The sequence below is a fragment of the Mariniluteicoccus endophyticus genome (assembly GCF_054780035.1).
On sequence record NZ_BAAGXC010000020.1, the window covers coordinates 1 to 19,661 of the forward strand.

Here is a 19,661-nt window from a genome sequence, read left to right on the forward strand (position 1 = left end):
CTCGACCTCACCGACGACCAGGCCGCGCTGTTGTGTGGCATGTCCCCGGCCACCATCGACCGGCGCCAAGGTCACCAAGACCTACCACCCCGCCCTGACCCCCTACCAGCGCCTCCAACAGGGCTGGCCCGAACTCCTCACCACCCACGACCGCCGCGACCTGGACCACCAGCTCGACACCCTCAACCCGCCCGAACTCCGACGCACCGTCGCCGACCTCCAAGGCAACCTGATCGAACTCGCACGACGCCGCGGCCCCGTCCCACAACGCCCCAACCGCCACGGCGTCTACTCCTCCAAACGCAAGATCAGCGCCCCCTGCACGCGGGCGTCTTGAGATGAGTCGACGACTCAAACCAAGCGGGCATCTTGACATGAGTCATCAGGAACCGCGCACCGGATGGGTCGGTGGGGCACAATGGTCCCGAATATGAGAGCCAGATGAGAGGTCTGGCCTGTCGACCACGAAGGCTCACATGTCCCAGGTTCAGCCGTTGGACGCGCCCGTCGGGCGTGCTCGGATGGCGAGCCTGCGTGCCCGGTTCATGGTCGCACTGGTGGCGGCGACCGTCCTCACGCTGACCGTCGCTGGTCTGGTCACCTGGTCGCTCGAGCGGGGACGGCTCGACGACCAGATCGACACCGACCTGACACGTCGACGCAGCGAAGTGGCCCAGATCGCCCAGCGTGGGGCCGACCCCTACTCAGGCCAGCGCCTCACCGACGTCGACATGGCACTGCGGTCGATCATGCAGTCGGCCCTCCCGGGGCCCAATCAGGGAGAGATCGGCCTGATCGACGGGGCCGTGGCGCTCATCGCGCCGGACGGCACCCGCGTACGCCCCGAAAACCTCCGAGGGCTGGTCGAAGACGTGCTCGCCTCCCCCGATGCGCGCATCCACACCTCCGACAGCGCCGACGGGACCTACCGCTATGCCGTCATGCCCGTGTCGGTGCCCGGTGACGCCCGCACCGGCGCCCTGGTGACGGTCTTCGACCTTCGCGCCGAGCGTCGTGCCCTCGACTCGAACTTCCGGTCGTACGCCCTGGCGGGCCTCGGCACCGGCCTGCTGGTGTGCCTGCTGACCTGGCTGTTGCTCGGCCGGCTCCTGCAGCCGCTGGGATGGGTGCGCCGCACCGCCCAGCAGATCAGCGATGAGGACCTCTCGCGCCGCATCCCGGTGCGTGGCCACGACGACCTGGCCGACCTCACGCGCACGATCAACGCGATGCTGGACCGCATCGAGGCGACGTTCGCCGCCGAGCGCCAGCTTCACGACGACGTCGGCCACGAGCTGCGCACCCCGCTGACGGTGATGCGCGGCAACCTCGAGCTCGTCGACCCCACCGACCCGGTGGACGTCACCAACGCCCGACAGCTGGCCCTCTCGGAGATCGACCGCATGGCGGGTCTCGTGGAGGATCTCATCACGCTCGCCAAGTCGGAGCGGCCCGACTTCGTCGACCCGCACCCCATCGATGTCGCCCCCCTCACCGAGCAGGTGCTGGAGAAGGCCCGTGGCATGGGTGACCGCCGGTGGACGCTGGACGGGGTGGCCGATCTGGTCGCCGAGCTCGACGAGGCACGCGTGTCGCAGGCCCTGCTCGAGCTGACCCGCAACGCCGTGAAGTTCTCCGATCCCGGCTCCGAGATCGCCATCGGGAGCGGGACCCGCGAAGGACGCCTCCAGCTGTGGGTCCGCGACCACGGTCGCGGCATCCCGCCCGACCGGCTGGCCGAGGTCACCGAGCGTTTCACCCGGCTCCAGTCCGACGTCGCCGGGTCTGGTCTCGGCCTGTCGATCGTGGGCTCGATCGCGCGCGCGCACGGCGGCTCGCTGACCATAGACTCGACCCCAGGGCGAGGCAGCACCTTCACGCTTGACCTTCCCCTGGCCGAGGACGACGAGGATCTCGCCGAGCCCTTCGATCCTGCTCCAATGCACGAGGAGTTGACTCTGTGAGCCCCAACGTCTTGATCATCGAGGATGAGGCCGCCATCGCGGCCTTCATCGCGAAGGGGCTCGCCCGCGAACAGCTCGGTTCGACGTCGGCCCAAAACGGCGCCCGTGGCATCGAGCTGGCGACCACGGGTCGCTTCGACCTCGTGGTCCTCGACCTCGGGCTGCCCGACATGGACGGCTTCGACGTCTTGGCCCGCCTCAACCACGACCTCCCCGACCTGCCGGTCATCATCCTGACGGCCCGCTCATCGGTCCCCGACACCGTCGCTGGCCTCCAGAAGGGTGCGGTCGACTACATGGCCAAGCCGTTCAGCGTGGAGGAGCTCCTGGCCCGCATCCAGCTGCGCCTGCGCAAGGAACCCAGCCCGGCCGACCAGCTCGTTCTCACGCACGGCTCGCTGTCGCTGGACGTCCGTACGCGACGTGCCACCGTCGACGGGCGCGAGGTCGAGCTGACTGCGCGTGAGTTCACCCTGGCGGAGGCCTTCCTGCGGTCGCCGGGCGAGGTCCTGAGCCGCGAACAGCTGCTGTCACGGGTCTGGGGATACGAGTTCGACCCGGGATCCAACGTGGTCGAGGTCTACATGCGCTACCTGCGGCGCAAGCTCGGCGCCGAGCGCTTCGTCACCGTACGCGGGGTCGGCTATCGCCTGGCCTGACATCGCGCCGGGCCGGTCGGCTCGGTCGAGCGATCGACGATGACGACGACCGGCGTCGGCTGCACCACCGGGAGCAGCACCACGGGACCGCCGGTGGGCGTCACCACAACCCAGGTGGGCCCGCTGGTGAGCTGCCACGCGTGCTCGGTCGGTGCGGGCCCTGACACGAACCCTCCGAGCGGGTGGGCCTCGCCGTGGTGGAGGCTGCCACGGTGGGGGAAGACGTACGCGTCGCCGAGGTGGTGGGGCGTGAGGTCACGCTCGGCGTCGGCCTGATGGTGGGCGTCGGCGTGGCTGAGGGCGTCGGCCGGTTGCCGTTGTTCCCCTTGTTCCCGTCGTTCCCGTTGTTGCCGTTGTTCCCGTTGTTCCCGTTGTTTCCCTTGTTGCCGTTGTTCCCCTTGTTCCCGTCGTTCCCGTCGTTCCCGTTGTTGCCGTTGTTTCCCTTGTTCCCGTTGTTGCCGTTGTTCCCGTTGTTCCCGTTGTTTCCCTCGTTGCCGTTGTTGCTGTTGTTGCCGTTGTTGCCACGGTCGATCTTCGAGGGTCGCTGGCCGTTGTCACGCACCTGCGGGGTGCGCGGAGACGCGCCGCTGGCCGCGCGGGTCGCGGAGGGTCCCGCCGTGGACCGCCACGGCAGGTCAGGCTGGCCCCCCGTGGGGCCGCTGTTCTGGGGGTTAACGGGGTCGGCCGGCCTCGGGTCGGCGACACGAGGTACGGGCGGGTCGGCGGCGGGTGTCGTGCCGGTCGACACATCGGGCACCGCCGACGCCGGTGAGGGCGTGCTTCCCGGCTGGTTCTCCCCTCCGGTGGGCGCTGCCGAGGTCGAGGCGGGCTTCGCGCCCCGGGGCTGGACCCGGCGGGGGTCGTGCGCAACAGGGAGGTCCGAGGCGGCGGGATTGATGCGTACGGTCGCACCCAGTTCGACGCGATCCGGCTGCAGCGAGCCGATCGACCCGAAGGCCAGGACTCCGGCCACGGAGGCGGCGGCCACGCCAACCAGCGTGGTGGTCGCCTGGCGTGGAGCCATCAGAAGTCCTTTGCTCGGCACAGATCTATGCCGTCCATTATTGGCACACCTCGGACTGGGTCACGAGCCCGAATGGTTGTACGGGCATGAGAATCTCGCCATACGCATCAGGCCGGGGCGATGCGGCGTGCCACCACCGGCGGCACGAACTCCGTCACGTCACCTCCCAGCGCCGCCACCTCGCGCACCAGCGTGCTCGACACGTACGACCACTGCGCCGCCGTCGGGAGGAGGATCGTCTCGATCCCCGTGAGCTGCTTGTTCATCTGGGCCATCTGCAGCTCGTAGTCGAAGTCTGAGGCGAAGCGGAGGCCCTTCACGATGGCTCCGATCCCCTCGGAGCGGCAGAACTCGACGAGCAGGCCGCTGATCAGGGTGACCTCGACGTTGGCCAGATCTCCGGTCGCCTCCTGCAGCATCTCCACCCGCTGGGCCGGCGGGAAGAGCCCGTTCTTGGCCATGTTGTGGCCGACCCCCACCACCACTTCGTCGAACAGCTTCGCGGCCCGTCCGATGATGTCGAGGTGTCCGTGGGTCACGGGATCGAACGAACCGGGGCAGATGGCCTTCATGGCGTCCCTTCCTGGGCAAAGTGCAGCGTCGTCTCACCGTAGCGCCGCTCCCACGAGTCGCCCAGCGCGTCCGGCCAGCACGGCGGCTCGCTGCGGCGCGAGCGCTCCAGGACGACGAGCCCGTGCCGGGCGAGCCAGCCGCCGTCGACCAGCAGCCGGACGTGGGCGTCGAGGGTCCCGGACGCGATGTCGTACGGCGGGTCGGCCCACACGATGTCGAACGCTCGCGGTGCCGGACCGGCCAGGAAGGTCTCGACCTTGGCCTGGGTCACGGTCGCGGACAGGTCGAGGGCACGCGCGTTGCCCCGCGCGACGTCGGCCGTACGCCGGTCGGCCTCGACCAGCCACACGGGCGAGGCGCCGCGGCTGGCCGCCTCGAGACCCACCGCACCGGAGCCGGCGTACAGGTCGAGGAACGAGAACGACTCCAGCGCCGACTCCGCGCCCATCTCGAGGCCGTCGGCCCACGACACGAGCGCGGAGAACAGGGCCTCGCGGACTCGGTCGGTCGTGGGCCGGGTGTGGTGGTGGTCGGGCATGACGAGGCGGCGCCCCCGTGCGCGACCGGCGATGATACGGCTCATGGTCGGACCACGCTATCGGACGCCCGACGAGATCCCCCGCACCGACCGCGGGGGACGGCGCTGGCTGGATGACTGGGCGCCATGACTGAGAACTCGCCCGTGACCCAGCTCGATCCCGAAGAGAGCTGGGAGCTGTTGCGCACGCGTCCGGTCGGCCGGCTCGCCACCGGCGTGGACGGCCGCCCCGAGATCTTCCCGCCGACTTCGTCGTCGACGGCACCGCCAGACCACCTTCGTCCGTGTCCACGTCGAGGAGATCAGCGGGCGTCGCTCCGCCTCGGGCAACGACGAGGACTGACGGTCAGCCGCGCTCCAACCACTCCCCGGCCGCCTGTTGCTCCAACTGATCGACGGCGTCGGCGACACCGGGATGGCTCCGCTCCGGGTCGCGTTCGGCCCAGCGTTCGGCGATGTCGCGCGCCGCGACGATGAGGTCGGCGTGGTCGAGCACGCGCAGCAGCCGCAGGCCTGAGCGCCCTCCGGACTGGCTCGCCCCCAGCACGTTCCCCTCGCGACGCTGGGCGAGGTCGGCCTGCGCGAGCTCGAACCCGTCGCGGGTGCGGGCCACGGCGGCGAGGCGGTGGGCGGCGTCCGAGTCGGCGTCAGCCTTCGTCAGCAGGAGGCAGAACCCGGGGTGGGCACCACGGCCGACGCGCCCGCGCAGCTGGTGGAGCTGGGAGATGCCGAAGCGGTCGGCGTCGCAGATGATCATCCCCGTGGCATTGGGCACGTTCACCCCGACCTCCACGACCGTCGTCGACACCAGCACGTCGAGCTCCCCGGCCGCGAACCGGCCCATCACTTCGTCCTTGTCCGCCGGCGGAAGCTGTCCGTGCAGCATGCCGACCCTCAGCCCGGCCAGCGGGCCAGCGGTGAGCTCGGCGTACAGCTCGGTGACGTTGCGCGGTGGGTGCTGCTGGGCGTGTTCCTCGTCGCTGGTCATCGCCTCCGACGAACGGTCGGTGGGCGTGATCTGGGGGCAGACCACGAACACCTGATGTCCCTCCGCCGCCTCCTCGCGCACGCGCTGCCAGGCCCGGTCGACCCAGTGGGGGCGGCGCGTCTCGTCGACGACGGTCGTGGTGACCTCGCTGCGGCCGGCGGGGATCTCGCGCAGGGTCGAGACCTCCAGGTCGCCGAACACGGTGATGGCGACGGTCCGCGGGATGGGCGTGGCGGTCATCACCAGCACGTGCGGGCGCGTCGCACCTTTGTCGCCGAGTGCCGCGCGCTGCTCGACGCCGAACCGGTGCTGCTCGTCGACGACCACCAGTCCCAGGTCGGGGAACTGCACGCGATCGGCCAGCAGTGCGTGCGTGCCTATGACGATGCCGGCCTCGCCGGAGACGATCTTGAGCAGCGCGGCCTTCTTCTCCGCCGCGGGCATCGAGCCCGACAACAGCACCGGCTCCACTCCCCCGAGCAGTTGGGTGCTGACCAGATCCCCCAGCTGGTCGGTGATGGTCTGGAAGTGCTGCTGGGCCAGGACCTCGGTGGGCGCCATCAGGGCGGCCTGTCCCCCGGCGTCCACCACGGCCAGCATGGCGCGGAGCGCCACAATCGTCTTGCCCGAGCCGACCTCGCCCTGCAGCAGCCGCTGCATCGGAAAGTCCTGCGCGAGTCCGGCGAACACCTCTTCGCTCACGGCCTGCTGGCCCTCGGTGAGGGTGAACGGCAGCTGCGCGTCGAACCGTGCAAGCAGCCCGTCGTCGCGTCGGGGGCGCGGCACGGCGGGCTGCTTGCGGGCCGCCGCCCGGCGGTAGGCCATGGCCGCCTGGACCGCGAACGCCTCGTCGAATAGCAGCCTTTCGTGGCCCGCCTCGGCCTTCTCGACCGACTCGGGGCTGTGGACCGCCTCGATGGCCTCGGCCAGCGGCAATACGCCCGCCTCGGCCACCACCTCCGGCGGCAACGGGTCCGGCAGCTCCCCCAGGCCCTCGCGCACCAGGTCGATCACCTCGACGAGGTCCCAAGTCGGAAGCTTCGCCGTTGCCGGGTAGATGCCGATCAACCCGGCACGCGAGGCGACGCGCGCCAGCTTCTGATTCTGCTTCGAGCCCGCCACGATCACGCCGTCGTCGTCGAGGATGACGTACGCCGGGTGGGTCATCTGCGGCGTGCGGTCCCACATGCCGACCTTGCCGGCGAACAGCCCGCGACGCCCTGGCTTCAGTGCCGCGGCCCACCAGTCGGCGATCTTCGGCCGCTTCTGCGGCGCGAAGAAGGTCAGGCGCATCTGGCTCGTGCCGTCGGTCACCCACGTCTCGACGCGGCGGCGCGCGCCCTGGCGTACCTCGGTCTTCGCGACGACCGCGACCACGGCGACGTCGTCACCCTCACGGAGGTCGGACAACTGCGAGTTCTCGGCCCCGCGCAGGTAACGGCGGGGCACGTGGCGCAGCAGGTCACCGACGGTCTCGAGCCTCAACGAGGCGAGGTCCTTGGCCGTGCGCGCGCCGACGACCTCCGCGAGGTCCTGGTCGAGGGCCTGGTACGCCGGGGTCCGCCACATGCCGACCACCCTAGTCGCCGCGCGCCGGGGCACACCCCGCGCGACACGGGTCAGCCGAACGCAGAACAGCACCCCCGCGAGGATCGCGAAGGTGCTGGACGGTGCCGGTCACCCGCAGGGCGGGCGGACCGCCTGGATCAGCGGCCGACCTTGTTGGCCTTGAGGCACGAGGTGCACACGTTCATGCGCTTCGAGGTGCCATTGATCATGGTCTTGACGCGCTGGATGTTCGGGTTCCAGCGACGCTTGGTCTTTTTCTTCGACCAGGGCACGTTGTGGCCGAAGCCCGGGCCCTTGGCGCAAACGTCACATACGGCAGCCACAGGAGCTCTCCTCGTTCTTGCTGCCCACGGTGAGCAGACTTGGTCGATCTGCTCGCGCAGACGGATTTCAGATGGGGTACGCACGGGCGGGGCCCGAACGGCAACCGGTAGAGCATAGCCTCACCCGCGCGTAGCCTCCAAATCACTCGGGCGTCGCGACGCTCAGGTGGTGACCACCACGGGCACGATCATCGGGCGCCGCCTGTGGACCTTGTTGACCCAGCGGCCGATGCGGCGGCGGATGACCTGCTGCAGCCGGTGGGAGTCGTCGACACCCTCCTGCATGGCCTCGACGAGGGCCCGCTCGATCTCGGGCCGGATCTGGTCGAACACCGTCTCGTCCTCGAGGAAGCCGCGCGCGTGGATGTCGGGGCCACTGATGACCTGCGAGGCGTGCGGGTCGACAACGGCGACGACGGAGATGAACCCTTCCTCCCCGAGGATGCGCCGGTCGGTCAGTGAGGCCTCCGACACGTCGCCCACCGACGAACCGTCGACGAAGATGTAGCCGGCGTCGACCCGCCCGGCCACCGACAGCTTGCCTCCGGACAGGTCGACGACGTCGCCGTCCTCGGCGACCACGGTGTGGTCGACGGGTACGCCGGTGGCGACCGCCAGGTCACGGTTGGCCACGAGGTGTCGGATCTCGCCGTGGACGGGCATGACGTTCTTCGGCCGGACGATGTTGTAGCAGTAGAGGAGTTCGCCGGCCGACGCGTGTCCCGACACGTGGACCAGGGCGTTGCCCTTGTGGACCACACGTGCGCCGAGCTTGGTGAGGCCGTTGATGACTCGGTAGACGGAGTTCTCGTTGCCGGGGATCAGCGACGACGCCAGGAGCACGGTGTCACCCGGGTCGAGCTGAATCACGGGGTGCTCGTGGTTGGCCATCCGCGCCAGCGCCGACAGCGGCTCGCCCTGGGAACCGGTGGAGATGATCACGACCTTCGACGGGTCGTGGTTCTCGATGTCCTTGAGGTCGATCAGGATGCCCTTGGGCACGTTCAGGTAGCCCAGATCGGCGGCGATGCCCATGTTGCGCACCATCGACCGACCCACGTAGACGACCTTGCGGCCGTGGCGGACCGCGGCGTCCATAACCTGCTGCACGCGATGGACGTGGGACGCGAAGCAGGCGACGATCAGGCGCTTCTGGGAGGTCTGGAAGACCCGCTCCATCGCCGGGGTGATGTCCTTCTCCGGGGTGGTGAAGCCCGGCACCTCGGCGTTGGTGGAGTCTGTCATGAACAGGTCGACGCCCTCCTTGCCGAGCTCGGCGAAGCGGCGCAGGTCGGTGATGCGTCCGTCGAGCGGGAGCTGGTCCATCTTGAAGTCACCCGTGTGGAGCACGTTGCCCGCGGCGGTGCGGGCGAAGACGGCCAGCGCGTCGGGGATGGAGTGGTTGACCGCGACGAACTCGAGCTCGAACTCCGGGAGCCGGACGACCGAGTCGTGGTCGACGACGCGCAGGTCGCAGTCACGCAGGCGGTGCTCGCGCAGCTTCTCGCGCACCAGAGCCAGCGTGAGCTGCGAACCGATGAGCGGGATGTCCCTGCGCAACTTGAGCAGGTAGGGCACGGCCCCGACGTGGTCCTCGTGGCCGTGGGTCAGCACCAGGCCGACGACGTCGTCGAGCCGCTCGCGGATCTGATCCAGCCCCGGCAGGATGAGGTCGACGCCCGGATGGGTGTCCTCGGGGAACAGGACGCCGCAGTCGACGAGCAGGATCTTGCCGTTGATCTCGAGGGCGGCCATGTTGCGGCCCACGTCGCCCAGACCGCCGAGCGGGATTACCCGCAGCGTGTCGGGGCGGAGCTTGGGCGGGGTTCGCAGGCCGGAGAATGACATGACCGTCAGGCTATCGGATAAGGGCGATGGCCTACGCTTGCTCAGGTGAGCGACGACCCCACCACACCTGCCAGCAGCACGCCCGGCCCCTCCGACACGCCCGACTCGGTGCGCCTGGCTCTCCCCCGGGAGGCCTCCGACATCGCCGAGCTCCAGCGCCGCTCGTGGGCCGAGGAGCTCGAGGGGGTCGGCGAGACTCTCCTCGACAGTCTGCCGCTCGACGAGATGGTGGCGGCCTGGCACGAGGCTATCGTGCGCCCGCCGCTGGCGACGTGCCGCGTACTCGTCGCCGTCGAGCAGGGCCGGGTCGTCGGCTTCGCCACGACCATGCCTTCGGACGACCCCGACGCCACCGCCGGCGTCGACGGCCTGATCTCCGAGTTCATCATCGACCCGGCCGCGCGCCACCGCGGCCACGGCTCACGACTGGTCAACGCCTGCGTCGACACCCTGCGTGCCGACCGGTTCGCCCGCGCGACCATGTGGCTGCGCTCCACCGACGACGCGATGCGACGGTTCGTGGAGGGGTCGGGCTGGGCACCCGACGGCTCCCACCGTGAGATCGGCACCGAGGAGGGCACCCGCATCAAGCAGGTGCGCCTCCACAGCGACATCCGCACCGACGACGGGGCCGCCTCCTTCGCGGTGTGAGGCGTACACAGGTCGCGGCGGTCAGCCGGCGAGCCGCACGTCGCGGCCTGTCAGTCCCACCGAGAGGCCCTCGGCGGTCGTGGCGACCCCGGTGGCCCGTAGCCCCAACGGAAGCTGGATCGGCGTCGGCTTGAGCATGTCCATCGCCAGGTCGACGATCGAGTCGGGGACCTTCTGACCCGCCAGCTCGGCGCGGGTGTCGACGAGGCTCAACGCCTGCGTCGTCGGGTCGATGACCGGGCGACCCGACACCTTGAACGTGATGGTCTGGCCGAACACCGAGGGCGACAGGTCGGCCGCCACCCGGTCGCCCCCAGCGTACGAGAGGTCGATCTTCGCCAAGCGCGAGACCTCGCGCCAGCCGAGAACGGCCGTGCCCTCCAGCCCGCTGGCCGTGATCCGCTGGTAGCGGTTGGCCGTGACCACGTCGGTGAGGTGGACGTCGAGCCGGTCGACCGACAGCGACTCGCGCCCGTCGTACAGGTGCAGGCCCGAGCCGTGCATGTCGACCGAGCCGAACCGGTTGTTGACGACCTGCGTGAGGAACGGGACGCCGTTGATGTCGAGCTGGGGCTCGGTGGCCATGCCGAGGTCGGTACGCAGGCGCGCGGCGACCTGGCGCTCGGCGTAACCGTGGGCGAACCGGTCGCCACCCACCAGCAGGACCGCCAGGAGCGCGCCGATCAGCAGGAACGCCAGCGGGCCGCAGCCCGACCGGCGTCGGCTCGCGGCCGTCACTCCAGACCGAGGATCGACTCGATCCCAAGGGTCAGGCCCGGCCGCTCCCCCACCGCGCGCACGGCGGCGAGCACGCCCGGCATGAACGAGACACGGTCGAACGAGTCATGACGCAGCGTCAGGGTCTCGCCTTCGGTGCCGAACAGCACCTCCTGGTGGGCAACGAGACCGCGCAGGCGGAGCGCGTGGACCGGGATGCCGTCGATGCTCGCACCGCGCGCGCCGTCGACCTCGTGCTCGGTGGCGTCGGGCAGGTCGCCCAGACCGGCCTCGGCGCGGGCCCGCGCGACGACGTGGGCCGTGGTGGTCGCGGTGCCCGACGGGGCGTCGGCCTTGTTCGGGTGGTGGAGCTCGATGATCTCGACCGAGTCGAAGAACCGGGCGCCGCGCTTGGCGTAGTCCATCATCAGGATGGCGCCGATGGAGAAGTTGGCGGCGATGACGACGCCGACCTCGGGCTTCTCGGTCAGCCAGGCGCGCACCTGGTCGAGACGCGCGTCGGTCCAGCCGGTGGTGCCGACCACGCAGTGGATGCCACGGTCGATGCAGAACTTCACGTTCTCCATGACGGCGTCGGGATGGGTGAAGTCGACGATGACGTTCGCCTTCTCGGCCTCCTCGCGCGGGTCGCCGTGGTCGACACCGGCGATCAGTTCCATCCCCTCGGCGCGGCTGACGGCGCGGCACGTCTCCCCGCCCATCTTGCCGTTGGCTCCGAATACTGCGACGTCGATCATGCTCTCCCCTGGTTGCTTCGTGGGACCTTGGTCACCCCCAGCCTAGGTGGCCCAGGCGTCCGCGAGGTGAACGCCCGGGGACAGGTGCCACCTGACGGAACTCCGACGCCCCTCGCAGCACGCCGCGCAATAGGGTCGGTGGACAAACCTGTGGGCCTTGACGAAGGGACATCCTATGACGGAGATCACCTACGAAAGCACCAGCCGGTTCGTGCAGACGAAGCGCTGGAAGATGCACTACAACGAGGCCGGCGAGGGCGATCCCATCGTCTTGCTCCACGGCTCCGGCCCCGGCGCCACCGGCTGGTCGAACTTCTCCAACAACATCCCCGTCCTCGCCGAGTCCCATCGCGTGATCGCCGTCGACATGCCCGGCTGGGGTGAGTCCGACCCCGTCTCCTGGCAGGACCGTGACCACTCCTCCGCGCTCGCCGACTTCTTCGACGAGCTCGGCATCGAGAAGGCCACGGTCATCGGCAACTCGATGGGCGGCGGCACCTGCGTGCGCTTCTGCTACGAGCACCCCGAGCGCGTCTCCCACCTGATCACCATGGGCTCGTCGTCCGGGGAGTCGGTCGAGCTGGGCCCCGGCGGCCTCAGCGAGGGTCTCAAGATCCTCCAGAAGGGCTACCGCCAGCCGGGCTTCGACACGATGCGTGAGCTCGTGAACGTCATGTGCTATGACGGCTCGTTCGCGACCGACGACCTCATCCAGGCGCGTACCGACGCCGTGCTCGGCATGCCAGAGCACGCCCAGAACTTCATCGAGGGCAGCGGCAAGCGCCCGGTCGTCGAACTCGACTGGAAGAAGGTCCGCGGCATCGAGGTCCCGGCCCTCCTCTTCCACGGTCGCGACGACCGCGTCGTCCACTTCGAGCACTCGCTGCGTCTGGTCGGGCTCATCCCGAACTCGCGTCTGGTCCTGATCAACCGCTGCGGCCACTGGCTGCAGATCGAGCACGCCGAGGAGTTCAACAAGACCGTGCTCGACTTCATCGCCAACAACTGAGCCACCGTCCCAACCTGGCATCGGCTCAAGGAGGATCACCATGCCCATCGCCGCCGTGTGCATGTCACACAGCCCGCTGCTGGAGTTCGCCAACCCGCCGGCCGAGGTACGCGCCTCGGTCGACGAGGCGTTCGCTCGGGCCCAGGCCTTCGTCAAGGATTTCGACCCCGAGCTCGTCGTCACGTTCGGCCCCGACCACTACAACGGCTTCTTCTACGACCTGATGCCGCCGTTCTGCGTCTGCTTCGACGCCGTCGGCGTCGGTGACTACGAGAGCCACGAGGGTCCGCTGAACTGCGCCACCGAACTCGCTCAGGAGATGACCCAGGCCATCCTCGATGCCGACGTCGACGTGACCATCTCCCGCCGTGCCGAGCTCGACCACGGGGCAGTCCAGCCGCTGGAGATCCTGTTCGAAGGCGACGCCAACAAGGTCCCGACCATCCCGGTGTTCGTCAACGGCCTGGCCCGCCCGTTCGCGCCGATGAAGCGCGTACGCCTGCTCGGCGAGGCCATCGGCACCTTCCTGCAGAACCGGCACGAGCGCATCCTGCTCATCGGTTCGGGCGGCCTGTCCCATGACCCGCCCGTCCCGCAGTGGGTGACCGCCACCGAGCAGCAGCGCCAGTTCCTGCTCGCGGGACGTCAACCCACGCCCGAGGCCCGTGAGGCGCGTCAGCAGAACACCATCAACACCGGCGCGGCGTTCGCCCGCGGCGAGGCCACCATCCAGGACCTCAACCCCGAGTGGGACAAGAAGTTCATGGAGCTGGCCGCGTCGGGTGACGTCGAGAGGTACGACGACTACACCGCCGACGCGATGGAGGAGGCCGCCGGTCACTCGGTCCACGAGGTCCGCACCTGGGTCGCCGCCACCTCGGCCCTCAAGGCCGCCGCCGGCTCGTACGAGGCCGGCTACCAGTTCTACCGACCCATCAAGGAATACATCGCAGGCTTCGGCGTCATGACCTTCATGGGAGGCCAGCCGTGACCGACCGCAGCCAGCAGCACCGCGAGCTCGCCGACGCGTTCAACACCGCGCGCAGGACGGGCGAGCCGATCGTTCCCCCGCGCGAGACGCTCGAGGGCATGGAGATCTCCGACGCGTACGCCGTCCAGCTCCTGCAGGAGGCCGACTTCGTGGGCTCCGGCGACCCGGTCGTCGGCCGCAAGATCGGCCTGACCTCGCTGGCCATGCAGAAGCAGCTCAGCGTCGACCAGCCCGACTTCGGGTTCGTCACCGAGTCGATGACCGCACGAGACAACCACCGCTTCGCCGCGGGCGAGTTCATCTCGCCGAAGGTGGAGCCCGAGCTCGGTCTCGTCCTGGCCAAGGACCTCAGGGGTCCAGGTGTCACGCTCGAGCAGGCGATCGACGCTGTGGCCTCGGTGCATGCCGCCATCGAGATCATCGACTCGCGCGTGGCCGACTGGAACATTCGCCTGGTCGACACCATCGCCGACAACGCCTCGTGCGGTGCCATCGCGTACGCCAGCGAGGCGATGGACGTCGAGGTCTCCGCCACCGACAAGGTCGAGTGCTCGCTGAAGATCAACGGCGAGGTCGTCGCTAACGGCACCGGTGCCGACGTCATGGGCCACCCGGCCGAGCCGCTGGCGTGGCTGGCGAACGTCCTGGGCGAACAGGGCGTGACACTGAAGGCCGGCGAGGTCGTCCTCACCGGCTCGTTCACCGGCGCCGTCGCCGTCGAGCCCGGCACGTCCGCCACCGCCGACTTCGGCGACCTGGGGTCGATCACGATCCACTTCTGAGCGACTCAGCAATTCAAGAAGGGCCCGGGCCCTTCTAGGGGTGTGCAAGGTCACGCCTCGAACAGGCCCTCCATCTGGAGACGCTGGGCGTGCGACATCTTGCGGCGGGTCTCCTTCGACAGGACGACCGCCAGCGTCGAGACGGCGAACAGGCAGGTGCCGTAGGTGGCGAGGTTGGTCAGCGGGCCGAGGCCGAACAGGTTCATCCCGCCCGGCTTCACCAGCTCGGTGGCCACGATCGGGGCCAAGCCGGCACCGAGGATCGACGCGAACTGGAACGTGGCACCGGCACCGGTGTAGCGGTACTCCGGGTCGAACTTCTCGGAGATGAACGCGCCGATCGGGCCGAACTGGGCGGGCTGGACGATGCCCACCATCAGGACGAACGCCGGCCAGACCATCGACGGGTTGCCGAAGAAGAGCTTCGGGAAGACCAGACCGGCGGGGGCGTACAGCAGGAAGTCGTAATACTCGACCGTGGAGCCGAGGAACGACGAGACGACCGCCCTGCGGCGTTCCTGCGGGGACACCTCGGTTGCTGCTGTGGTTGCTTCAGTACTCATGCGTCTCTCCGTTGAGTTGAGTATCTGCTCGAATGAGCGGGGCATGAGTGTGCGGGTGACCCAGCCGAAACCCCACGGCGCTGTTCCGGAGGACGCAACGTCGGTCAGCGCCGTGGGGGACGACTCAGTGACGCGTCAGCGGACGACATACGTGGTGGTGATCGCCGCGAGGAGCGACCCCTGGTCGTCGGTGACGCCGGTATGGGTCACGATCAGGGTGCGACCGGACTTGACCAGACAGGCGGTGGCGTTGGCGTACCCCTGCTTGGTGTTGGCGACGACGTTGATGCTCGACTGCACGGCGAGGGGGAACTTCCCCTTCTCGACCTGGGCCATCGCCAGGAACGTGCCGGTGATGTCGGCGAGGCCGAACAGCGCGGGGGCGGCGAACATGCCGGCCGGCTGCGAGACCTCCTTGCGCAGGGGCATACGTACGCGTACCTGCTCGGCATCACCGTCGACCGGCTCGAGGCCGAGGGTGATCGCGATGTCGTCGACGGTCGAGTAGAACTCGTCCCACTGCTTCACGAAGGCGTTGGGCTCGGACAATGGTCTCTCCTCAGGGGTCACGGGACTAGCATGTGAAAGATAACGAGGCCGGACCCGACCCAGTTCCGGTTTCCCGGAGAACGGCACCACAGGCGGAAGGAAGCCATGGCCACGACGCGCGACTCCCGGACCGCTGTGGACAAGGCGATCGCGCTGCTGCGCGCCTTCGGTCACGAGTCGTCGACCGGAGTCGGCGTGACCGAGCTGGCCCGTCGCACCGAGCTGAGCAAGTCGACGGCGTTCCGCGTGCTGGGGATGCTCGAGAACAACGGCGTGGTGGAGAGGGCGGGCAACCTCTACCGTCTGGGCCCGATGCTGCAGGAGATCAGCCAGCCCACGGTGAGCGCCGAGTCGGAGCTGGTGCGCGACACGCTGACGCCGTTCCTGGCCCACCTGTACGAACGTACGCGTCAGACTGTGCACCTGGCCGTGCTCGACGGCACGGACGTGATCTACCTCAACAAGCTCCACGGCCTTCACCACGTGCCGGCCCCCTCGCGCATCGGCGGACGCATCCCCGCCTACTGCACGGCTGTCGGCAAGGTGTTGGTGGCGCACAGCCCCGCGGTCGTGGACGACGTGCTCGCCGGTGAGCTCACCGGGTGGACCCCGCACACCATCACCGACCCCGCCCGACTGCGCGAGGAGCTGGACCGCATCCGGGCGGAGGGGCTGGCCTACGATCGCGAGGAGATCATGCTGGGTCTCAACTGCGTGGCCGCGGTCGTGCTCTCCCCCACCGGTGGGCCGATCGCCGCGATGTCGGTCTCGGGCCCGGCCGGCCGCTTCGACCCGCGCACCCAGGCGGCGGCGCTGCGTTTCGTGTGTGCGGAGGCGAGCAAGGCGTACGCGCACCGACGCCGTGCGGGACGCCGTCGCACCCCCGTCTCCTGACCCGCGGTTTCGCCGAGCGGCACGCGCCGGGCGCGCGAAGGCTGACCGTCCTACGATCGCTTCATGGCGAACACAGACACCGATGCCCTCATCGCCGGTGCGTGCTGGCCTGGGGCAACGATCCCCTGCGCCTGCTGGGCGACAACGATCGTCGCCTCCCCGAGGCCCACCGCATCCGCCCGGTGGCGGTGTTCTCGGAGTCCCAGCGCGCCTGGGCCGAGAACGAGTTCGCCGGCTCCGGGACGCTCATCCTCAGCGACCACCACGAACGCGGCTCAGGTCATGGTTCGACACCCGCTCGGTCGGCGTCGTCTTCGTCCGCCCCGACCGTTTCGTCGCCGCCGCCTGTCTTGCCCAGGAGACCCCGCGCGCCCTGCGTGCGGTGCTCCAGACAGCCCACGCCACCACCGGAAGGAACTGAGGACCACATGTCCCGAACTTACAGCGCCGCGATCGTCGGCCCGGGCAACATCGGCTCGGACCTGATGTTCAAGCTCATGAAGCGATCCGATCGCATCAAGCCGGTCTACATGATCGGCGTCGACCCGAAGTCGGACGGCCTCGCCCGCGCTGCGTCCCTCGGCCTGCAGGCATCCCACGAGGGCGTCGACTGGCTGCTCGCCCAGGACGACCTGCCCGACTTCGTCTTCGAGTGCACCAGCGCCAAGGCCCACGCCGCCAATGCGCCGCGCTACAAGGAAGCCGGCATCCACGCGATCGACCTGACCCCGGCCGCCGTGGGCCCGTACGTGTGCCCACCGGTCAACCTCGACGCCGTCGAGGACGTCATGAACCTCAACATGATCACCTGCGGTGGTCAGGCCACGACCCCCATGGTGAACGCCGTCTCGCGCGTCGTCACCGTGGAGTACGCCGAGATCGTCGCCTCGATCGCCTCCAAGTCGGCTGGCCCCGGCACGCGCGCCAACATTGACGAGTTCACCGAGACCACGTCCAAGGCCCTCGAGGTCGTCGGCGGCGCCCAGAAGGGCAAGGCCATCATCATCCTCAACCCGGCCGAGCCGCCGATGATGATGCGCAACACGGTCTACTGCTCGCTGCCGGCCGAGGCCGCCGAGCCCGGCGCCAAGCAGGACGACATCAAGGAGTCCATCGCGAAGATGGTCGACGTCGTCCGCGACTACGTCCCCGGCTACGGACTGACCGCCGACCCGCAGTTCGACGCCGCCCGTCCCGAGTGGAACGGCTGGGGTCGCGTGACGTGCCTCGTCCAGGTCCGCGGTGCCGCCGACTACCTGCCCGAGTACGCCGGCAACCTGGACATCATCACCTCCGCGGCCGCGCGTGCCGGCGACATGCTCGTCGACCGCATGGAGAACAACCAGCAGGGAGCCCAGTCGTGACCAAGATCCGCCTCACCGACACCACGCTGCGCGATGGCTCGCACGCCATGCGCCACCAGTTCACCGTCGAGCAGGTCCGCTCGATCACGCGCGCCCTCGACGACGCCCGCGTCGAGGTCATCGAGGTCACCCACGGTGACGGCCTTGCGGGCTCGTCGTTCAACTACGGCTTCTCGAAGGTCCCCGACATGGAGCTGATCTCGGCGGCCGTGAACGAGGCGAAGAACGCCAAGATCGCCGCGCTGATGCTGCCGGGCCTGGGCACACTCCACGAGCTGAAGGAGGCCAGGGAGCGCGGCATCCAGGTGATCCGCATCGCCACCCACTGCACCGAGGCCGACGTCTCGATCCAGCACTTCCAGGCCGCCCGCGAGATGGGCCTGGACACCGTGGGCTTCCTCATGCTGTCGCACATGATCGAGCCGGCCGACCTGGCCAAGCAGGCCCGCATCATGGCCGACGCCGGCTGCCAGTGCGTCTACGTCGTCGACTCCGCGGGCGCGCTGATCCTCGAGCAGGCCGGTGACCGCGTGAAGGCGCTCGTCGACGAACTCGGCGACGACGCCCAGGTCGGCTACCACGGCCACCAGAACCTGTCGTTCGGTGTCGCCAACTCGGTGTACGCGGTCCGCAACGGTGCCAAGCAGATCGACGGCACGCTCTGCGCCCTCGGCGCCGGCGCCGGCAACTCCCCCACCGAGGTGCTCGCCATGACGTTCGAGCGTCTGGGCATCGAGACGGGCGTGGACGCGTACGGCCTGCTGCACGCCGCCGAGGACGTCGCCAAGCCGATGATTCCCCGCCTGCCGATCATGGACCGCTCGTCGATCGTCCAGGGCAAGGCCGGCGTCTACAACTCCTTCCTGTTCCACGCGGAGCGTGCGGCGGAGCGCTACGGTGTCCCGGCCCACGCCATCCTCGAGGAGGTCGGCCGTCGTGGTTACGTCGGTGGCCAGGAGGACATGATCATCGACGTCGCCGTGTCGCTGGCCGTGTCGGAGACGTAGTCCGACCGACCACTCGCTCAGGGCCGCGGGATCCGTCCCGGGGCCCTGTGCGTTTCCGGTGTGCGACGGCCGCGCCCTCTAGAGTTCTCCCGTGCAGTTCGTCCTCCCCTCCTCCCCGACCGATCCGACGCAGGTCGACGCCGCGCTCGCCGACGAGCACGCCGCGCTGGTGGCCGACCACCGCATACTCCTCGCCGAGCTCGACACCGACGGCATCCCGCGCCTCCACGGCGCCCACGGCGGGGGCCTGACCGTCTACCGCGGCCCCGTGCTGGACGCGCGCCGCTACACGCGGCTGTTCGCCGCCCTCCAGGCCAACGGGGCGACGACGCTGACGGGTCCGCAGGACTACCTGCGTGGGCAGTGGCTGCGGCACTGGTACGCCGACTTCCGCGACCTGACCCCGGTGAGCCGGTGGATGGTCCCCGAGGCGACCGCGGGCCTGCTGGTGGCCGCCGCTCACGCGGTCGGCAGTGATGCGTTCGTGATCCGGGACTCCGCGGGCACGACGGACGCGTACGCCGCCACCGCCAACGACGTGCCCGGCGTGGTCGCGGGGCTGCCGTCGGTCACCGACACGGTCGTGGTCCGCGCGCACGAGCCGTGGGCCCCGGGCCGCGCCAGCCTGTGGTGGGTCCGCGGGAAGCTGGCCGTGCGGACCGGCGTGCCGGGCGAGCCGCGCCTCGACCTCTCCCGCGCCGAGACCGAGGCGGTCGCGGCGAGCGTCGAGCGGCTGGGCTGCCCGTTCGTCACCACCGACGTCGTACGCCACGTCGACGGTCGCCTGCGCGTGGCGTCGGTCGCCGACGGCCAGACGAGCGCCTTCCCGATGCCCGACGGCCACGACCGGCTCGTGGCCGCGCTGGACGCCGCCTGAACGACGAGGAGCC

Annotated in this window: 21 protein-coding genes; 11 read left to right on the forward strand and 10 right to left on the reverse strand. The window is 69.5% G+C overall.

Translation table 11 applies throughout. From position 1 onward, the window contains the following. The 3 genes from ACYVGD_RS09275 to ACYVGD_RS09285 all read left to right on the forward strand — a co-directional run. Positions 1-337, forward strand: a 337-nt coding sequence (locus tag ACYVGD_RS09275) for a hypothetical protein (RefSeq protein WP_460743073.1), incomplete at its 5' end; no start/stop codon positions are given. A 139-nt stretch (positions 338-476) separates the two neighbouring features. Then, a complete protein-coding gene (locus tag ACYVGD_RS09280) occupies positions 477-1,964 on the forward strand; it encodes a sensor histidine kinase (protein ID WP_460743075.1) in 1,488 nt (495 codons plus the stop codon). Further along, positions 1,961-2,623: a response regulator transcription factor gene (locus tag ACYVGD_RS09285; RefSeq protein ID WP_460743077.1), complete on the forward strand. Its 663-nt coding sequence runs from the start codon at positions 1,961-1,963 to the stop codon at positions 2,621-2,623. The genes ACYVGD_RS09280 and ACYVGD_RS09285 overlap by 4 nt, the downstream gene beginning before the upstream one ends. Positions 2,624-2,723: 100 nt before the next feature. On the opposite strand, the gene ACYVGD_RS09290 is transcribed toward ACYVGD_RS09285, so the two are convergent. From ACYVGD_RS09290 to ACYVGD_RS09315, 6 genes are all read right to left on the reverse strand, one after another. Further along, positions 2,724-3,647, reverse strand: coding sequence for a hypothetical protein (locus ACYVGD_RS09290; protein WP_460743079.1), 924 nt, complete (start codon positions 3,645-3,647; stop codon positions 2,724-2,726). 107 nt (positions 3,648-3,754) lie between these two features. Next, positions 3,755-4,219 carry a pantetheine-phosphate adenylyltransferase gene (gene coaD, locus ACYVGD_RS09295; RefSeq protein ID WP_460743081.1) on the reverse strand — a complete coding sequence of 155 codons (465 nt, stop codon included), beginning with the start codon at positions 4,217-4,219 and terminating at the stop codon, positions 3,755-3,757. Then, positions 4,216-4,803: a 16S rRNA (guanine(966)-N(2))-methyltransferase RsmD gene (gene rsmD, locus ACYVGD_RS09300; RefSeq protein WP_460743083.1), complete on the reverse strand. Its 588-nt coding sequence runs from the start codon at positions 4,801-4,803 to the stop codon at positions 4,216-4,218. The genes coaD and rsmD overlap by 4 nt, the downstream gene beginning before the upstream one ends. A 301-nt stretch (positions 4,804-5,104) precedes the next feature. After that, the gene (locus tag ACYVGD_RS09305) at positions 5,105-7,315 is read right to left on the reverse strand and encodes an ATP-dependent DNA helicase RecG (protein ID WP_460743085.1); all 2,211 of its coding nucleotides are present in this window, start codon (positions 7,313-7,315) and stop codon (positions 5,105-5,107) included. A gap of 137 nt (positions 7,316-7,452) precedes the next feature. Then, positions 7,453-7,638 carry a 50S ribosomal protein L28 gene (gene rpmB / locus ACYVGD_RS09310; protein ID WP_460743087.1) on the reverse strand — a complete coding sequence of 62 codons (186 nt, stop codon included), beginning with the start codon at positions 7,636-7,638 and terminating at the stop codon, positions 7,453-7,455. A gap of 162 nt (positions 7,639-7,800) precedes the next feature. After that, complete coding sequence (locus ACYVGD_RS09315; RefSeq protein ID WP_460743089.1) at positions 7,801-9,486, reverse strand: ribonuclease J; 1,686 nt, start codon at positions 9,484-9,486, stop codon at positions 7,801-7,803. Positions 9,487-9,531: 45 nt separating this feature from the next. Between ACYVGD_RS09315 and ACYVGD_RS09320 the strand changes: the two genes are divergently transcribed. Then, a complete protein-coding gene (locus ACYVGD_RS09320) occupies positions 9,532-10,137 on the forward strand; it encodes a GNAT family N-acetyltransferase (RefSeq protein ID WP_460743091.1) in 606 nt (201 codons plus the stop codon). Between the two features lie 21 nt (positions 10,138-10,158). Here ACYVGD_RS09320 and ACYVGD_RS09325 read toward each other — a convergent pair whose 3' ends face one another. Together ACYVGD_RS09325 and dapB are read right to left on the reverse strand one after the other, a co-directional pair. Continuing rightward, complete coding sequence (locus ACYVGD_RS09325) at positions 10,159-10,875, reverse strand: LmeA family phospholipid-binding protein (protein ID WP_460743093.1); 717 nt, start codon at positions 10,873-10,875, stop codon at positions 10,159-10,161. Further along, entirely contained in the window at positions 10,872-11,612 is a 741-nt protein-coding gene (dapB, locus tag ACYVGD_RS09330; RefSeq protein WP_460743095.1) for a 4-hydroxy-tetrahydrodipicolinate reductase, read from the reverse strand. Before dapB ends, ACYVGD_RS09325 begins: the two co-directional genes overlap by 4 nt. A gap of 175 nt (positions 11,613-11,787) precedes the next feature. Between dapB and ACYVGD_RS09335 the strand changes: the two genes are divergently transcribed. Genes ACYVGD_RS09335 through ACYVGD_RS09345 form a run of 3 tightly spaced genes read left to right on the forward strand, consistent with a single transcriptional unit; the run spans position 11,788 to position 14,394 of the window. Next, on the forward strand, positions 11,788-12,621 hold the full coding sequence (locus tag ACYVGD_RS09335) for an alpha/beta fold hydrolase (protein WP_460743097.1): 834 nt from the start codon (positions 11,788-11,790) through the stop codon (positions 12,619-12,621). Positions 12,622-12,661: 40 nt separating this feature from the next. After that, on the forward strand, positions 12,662-13,612 hold the full coding sequence (locus tag ACYVGD_RS09340; protein ID WP_460743099.1) for a 3-carboxyethylcatechol 2,3-dioxygenase: 951 nt from the start codon (positions 12,662-12,664) through the stop codon (positions 13,610-13,612). Continuing rightward, positions 13,609-14,394, forward strand: a complete 786-nt coding sequence (locus ACYVGD_RS09345; RefSeq protein WP_460743101.1) for a 2-keto-4-pentenoate hydratase — start codon at positions 13,609-13,611, stop codon at positions 14,392-14,394. Before ACYVGD_RS09340 ends, ACYVGD_RS09345 begins: the two co-directional genes overlap by 4 nt. Positions 14,395-14,444: 50 nt before the next feature. Here ACYVGD_RS09345 and ACYVGD_RS09350 read toward each other — a convergent pair whose 3' ends face one another. Then, positions 14,445-14,957, reverse strand: a complete 513-nt coding sequence (locus tag ACYVGD_RS09350) for a hypothetical protein (protein WP_460743103.1) — start codon at positions 14,955-14,957, stop codon at positions 14,445-14,447. Between the two features lie 135 nt (positions 14,958-15,092). After that, positions 15,093-15,506, reverse strand: a complete 414-nt coding sequence (locus ACYVGD_RS09355) for a PaaI family thioesterase (protein WP_460743105.1) — start codon at positions 15,504-15,506, stop codon at positions 15,093-15,095. A 105-nt stretch (positions 15,507-15,611) separates the two neighbouring features. Here ACYVGD_RS09355 and ACYVGD_RS09360 point away from each other — a divergent pair, with 105 nt between their 5' ends. From ACYVGD_RS09360 to ACYVGD_RS09375, 4 genes are all read left to right on the forward strand, one after another. Then, a complete protein-coding gene (locus ACYVGD_RS09360; protein ID WP_460743107.1) occupies positions 15,612-16,400 on the forward strand; it encodes an IclR family transcriptional regulator in 789 nt (262 codons plus the stop codon). A 428-nt stretch (positions 16,401-16,828) separates the two neighbouring features. Next, positions 16,829-17,764: an acetaldehyde dehydrogenase (acetylating) gene (locus tag ACYVGD_RS09365; RefSeq protein WP_460743109.1), complete on the forward strand. Its 936-nt coding sequence runs from the start codon at positions 16,829-16,831 to the stop codon at positions 17,762-17,764. Then, the gene (dmpG, locus tag ACYVGD_RS09370; protein WP_460743111.1) at positions 17,761-18,771 is read left to right on the forward strand and encodes a 4-hydroxy-2-oxovalerate aldolase; all 1,011 of its coding nucleotides are present in this window, start codon (positions 17,761-17,763) and stop codon (positions 18,769-18,771) included. The genes ACYVGD_RS09365 and dmpG overlap by 4 nt, the downstream gene beginning before the upstream one ends. Positions 18,772-18,862: 91 nt before the next feature. Further along, positions 18,863-19,648 carry an ATP-grasp domain-containing protein gene (locus tag ACYVGD_RS09375; RefSeq protein WP_460743113.1) on the forward strand — a complete coding sequence of 262 codons (786 nt, stop codon included), beginning with the start codon at positions 18,863-18,865 and terminating at the stop codon, positions 19,646-19,648. Positions 19,649-19,661: the final 13 nt, after the last annotated feature.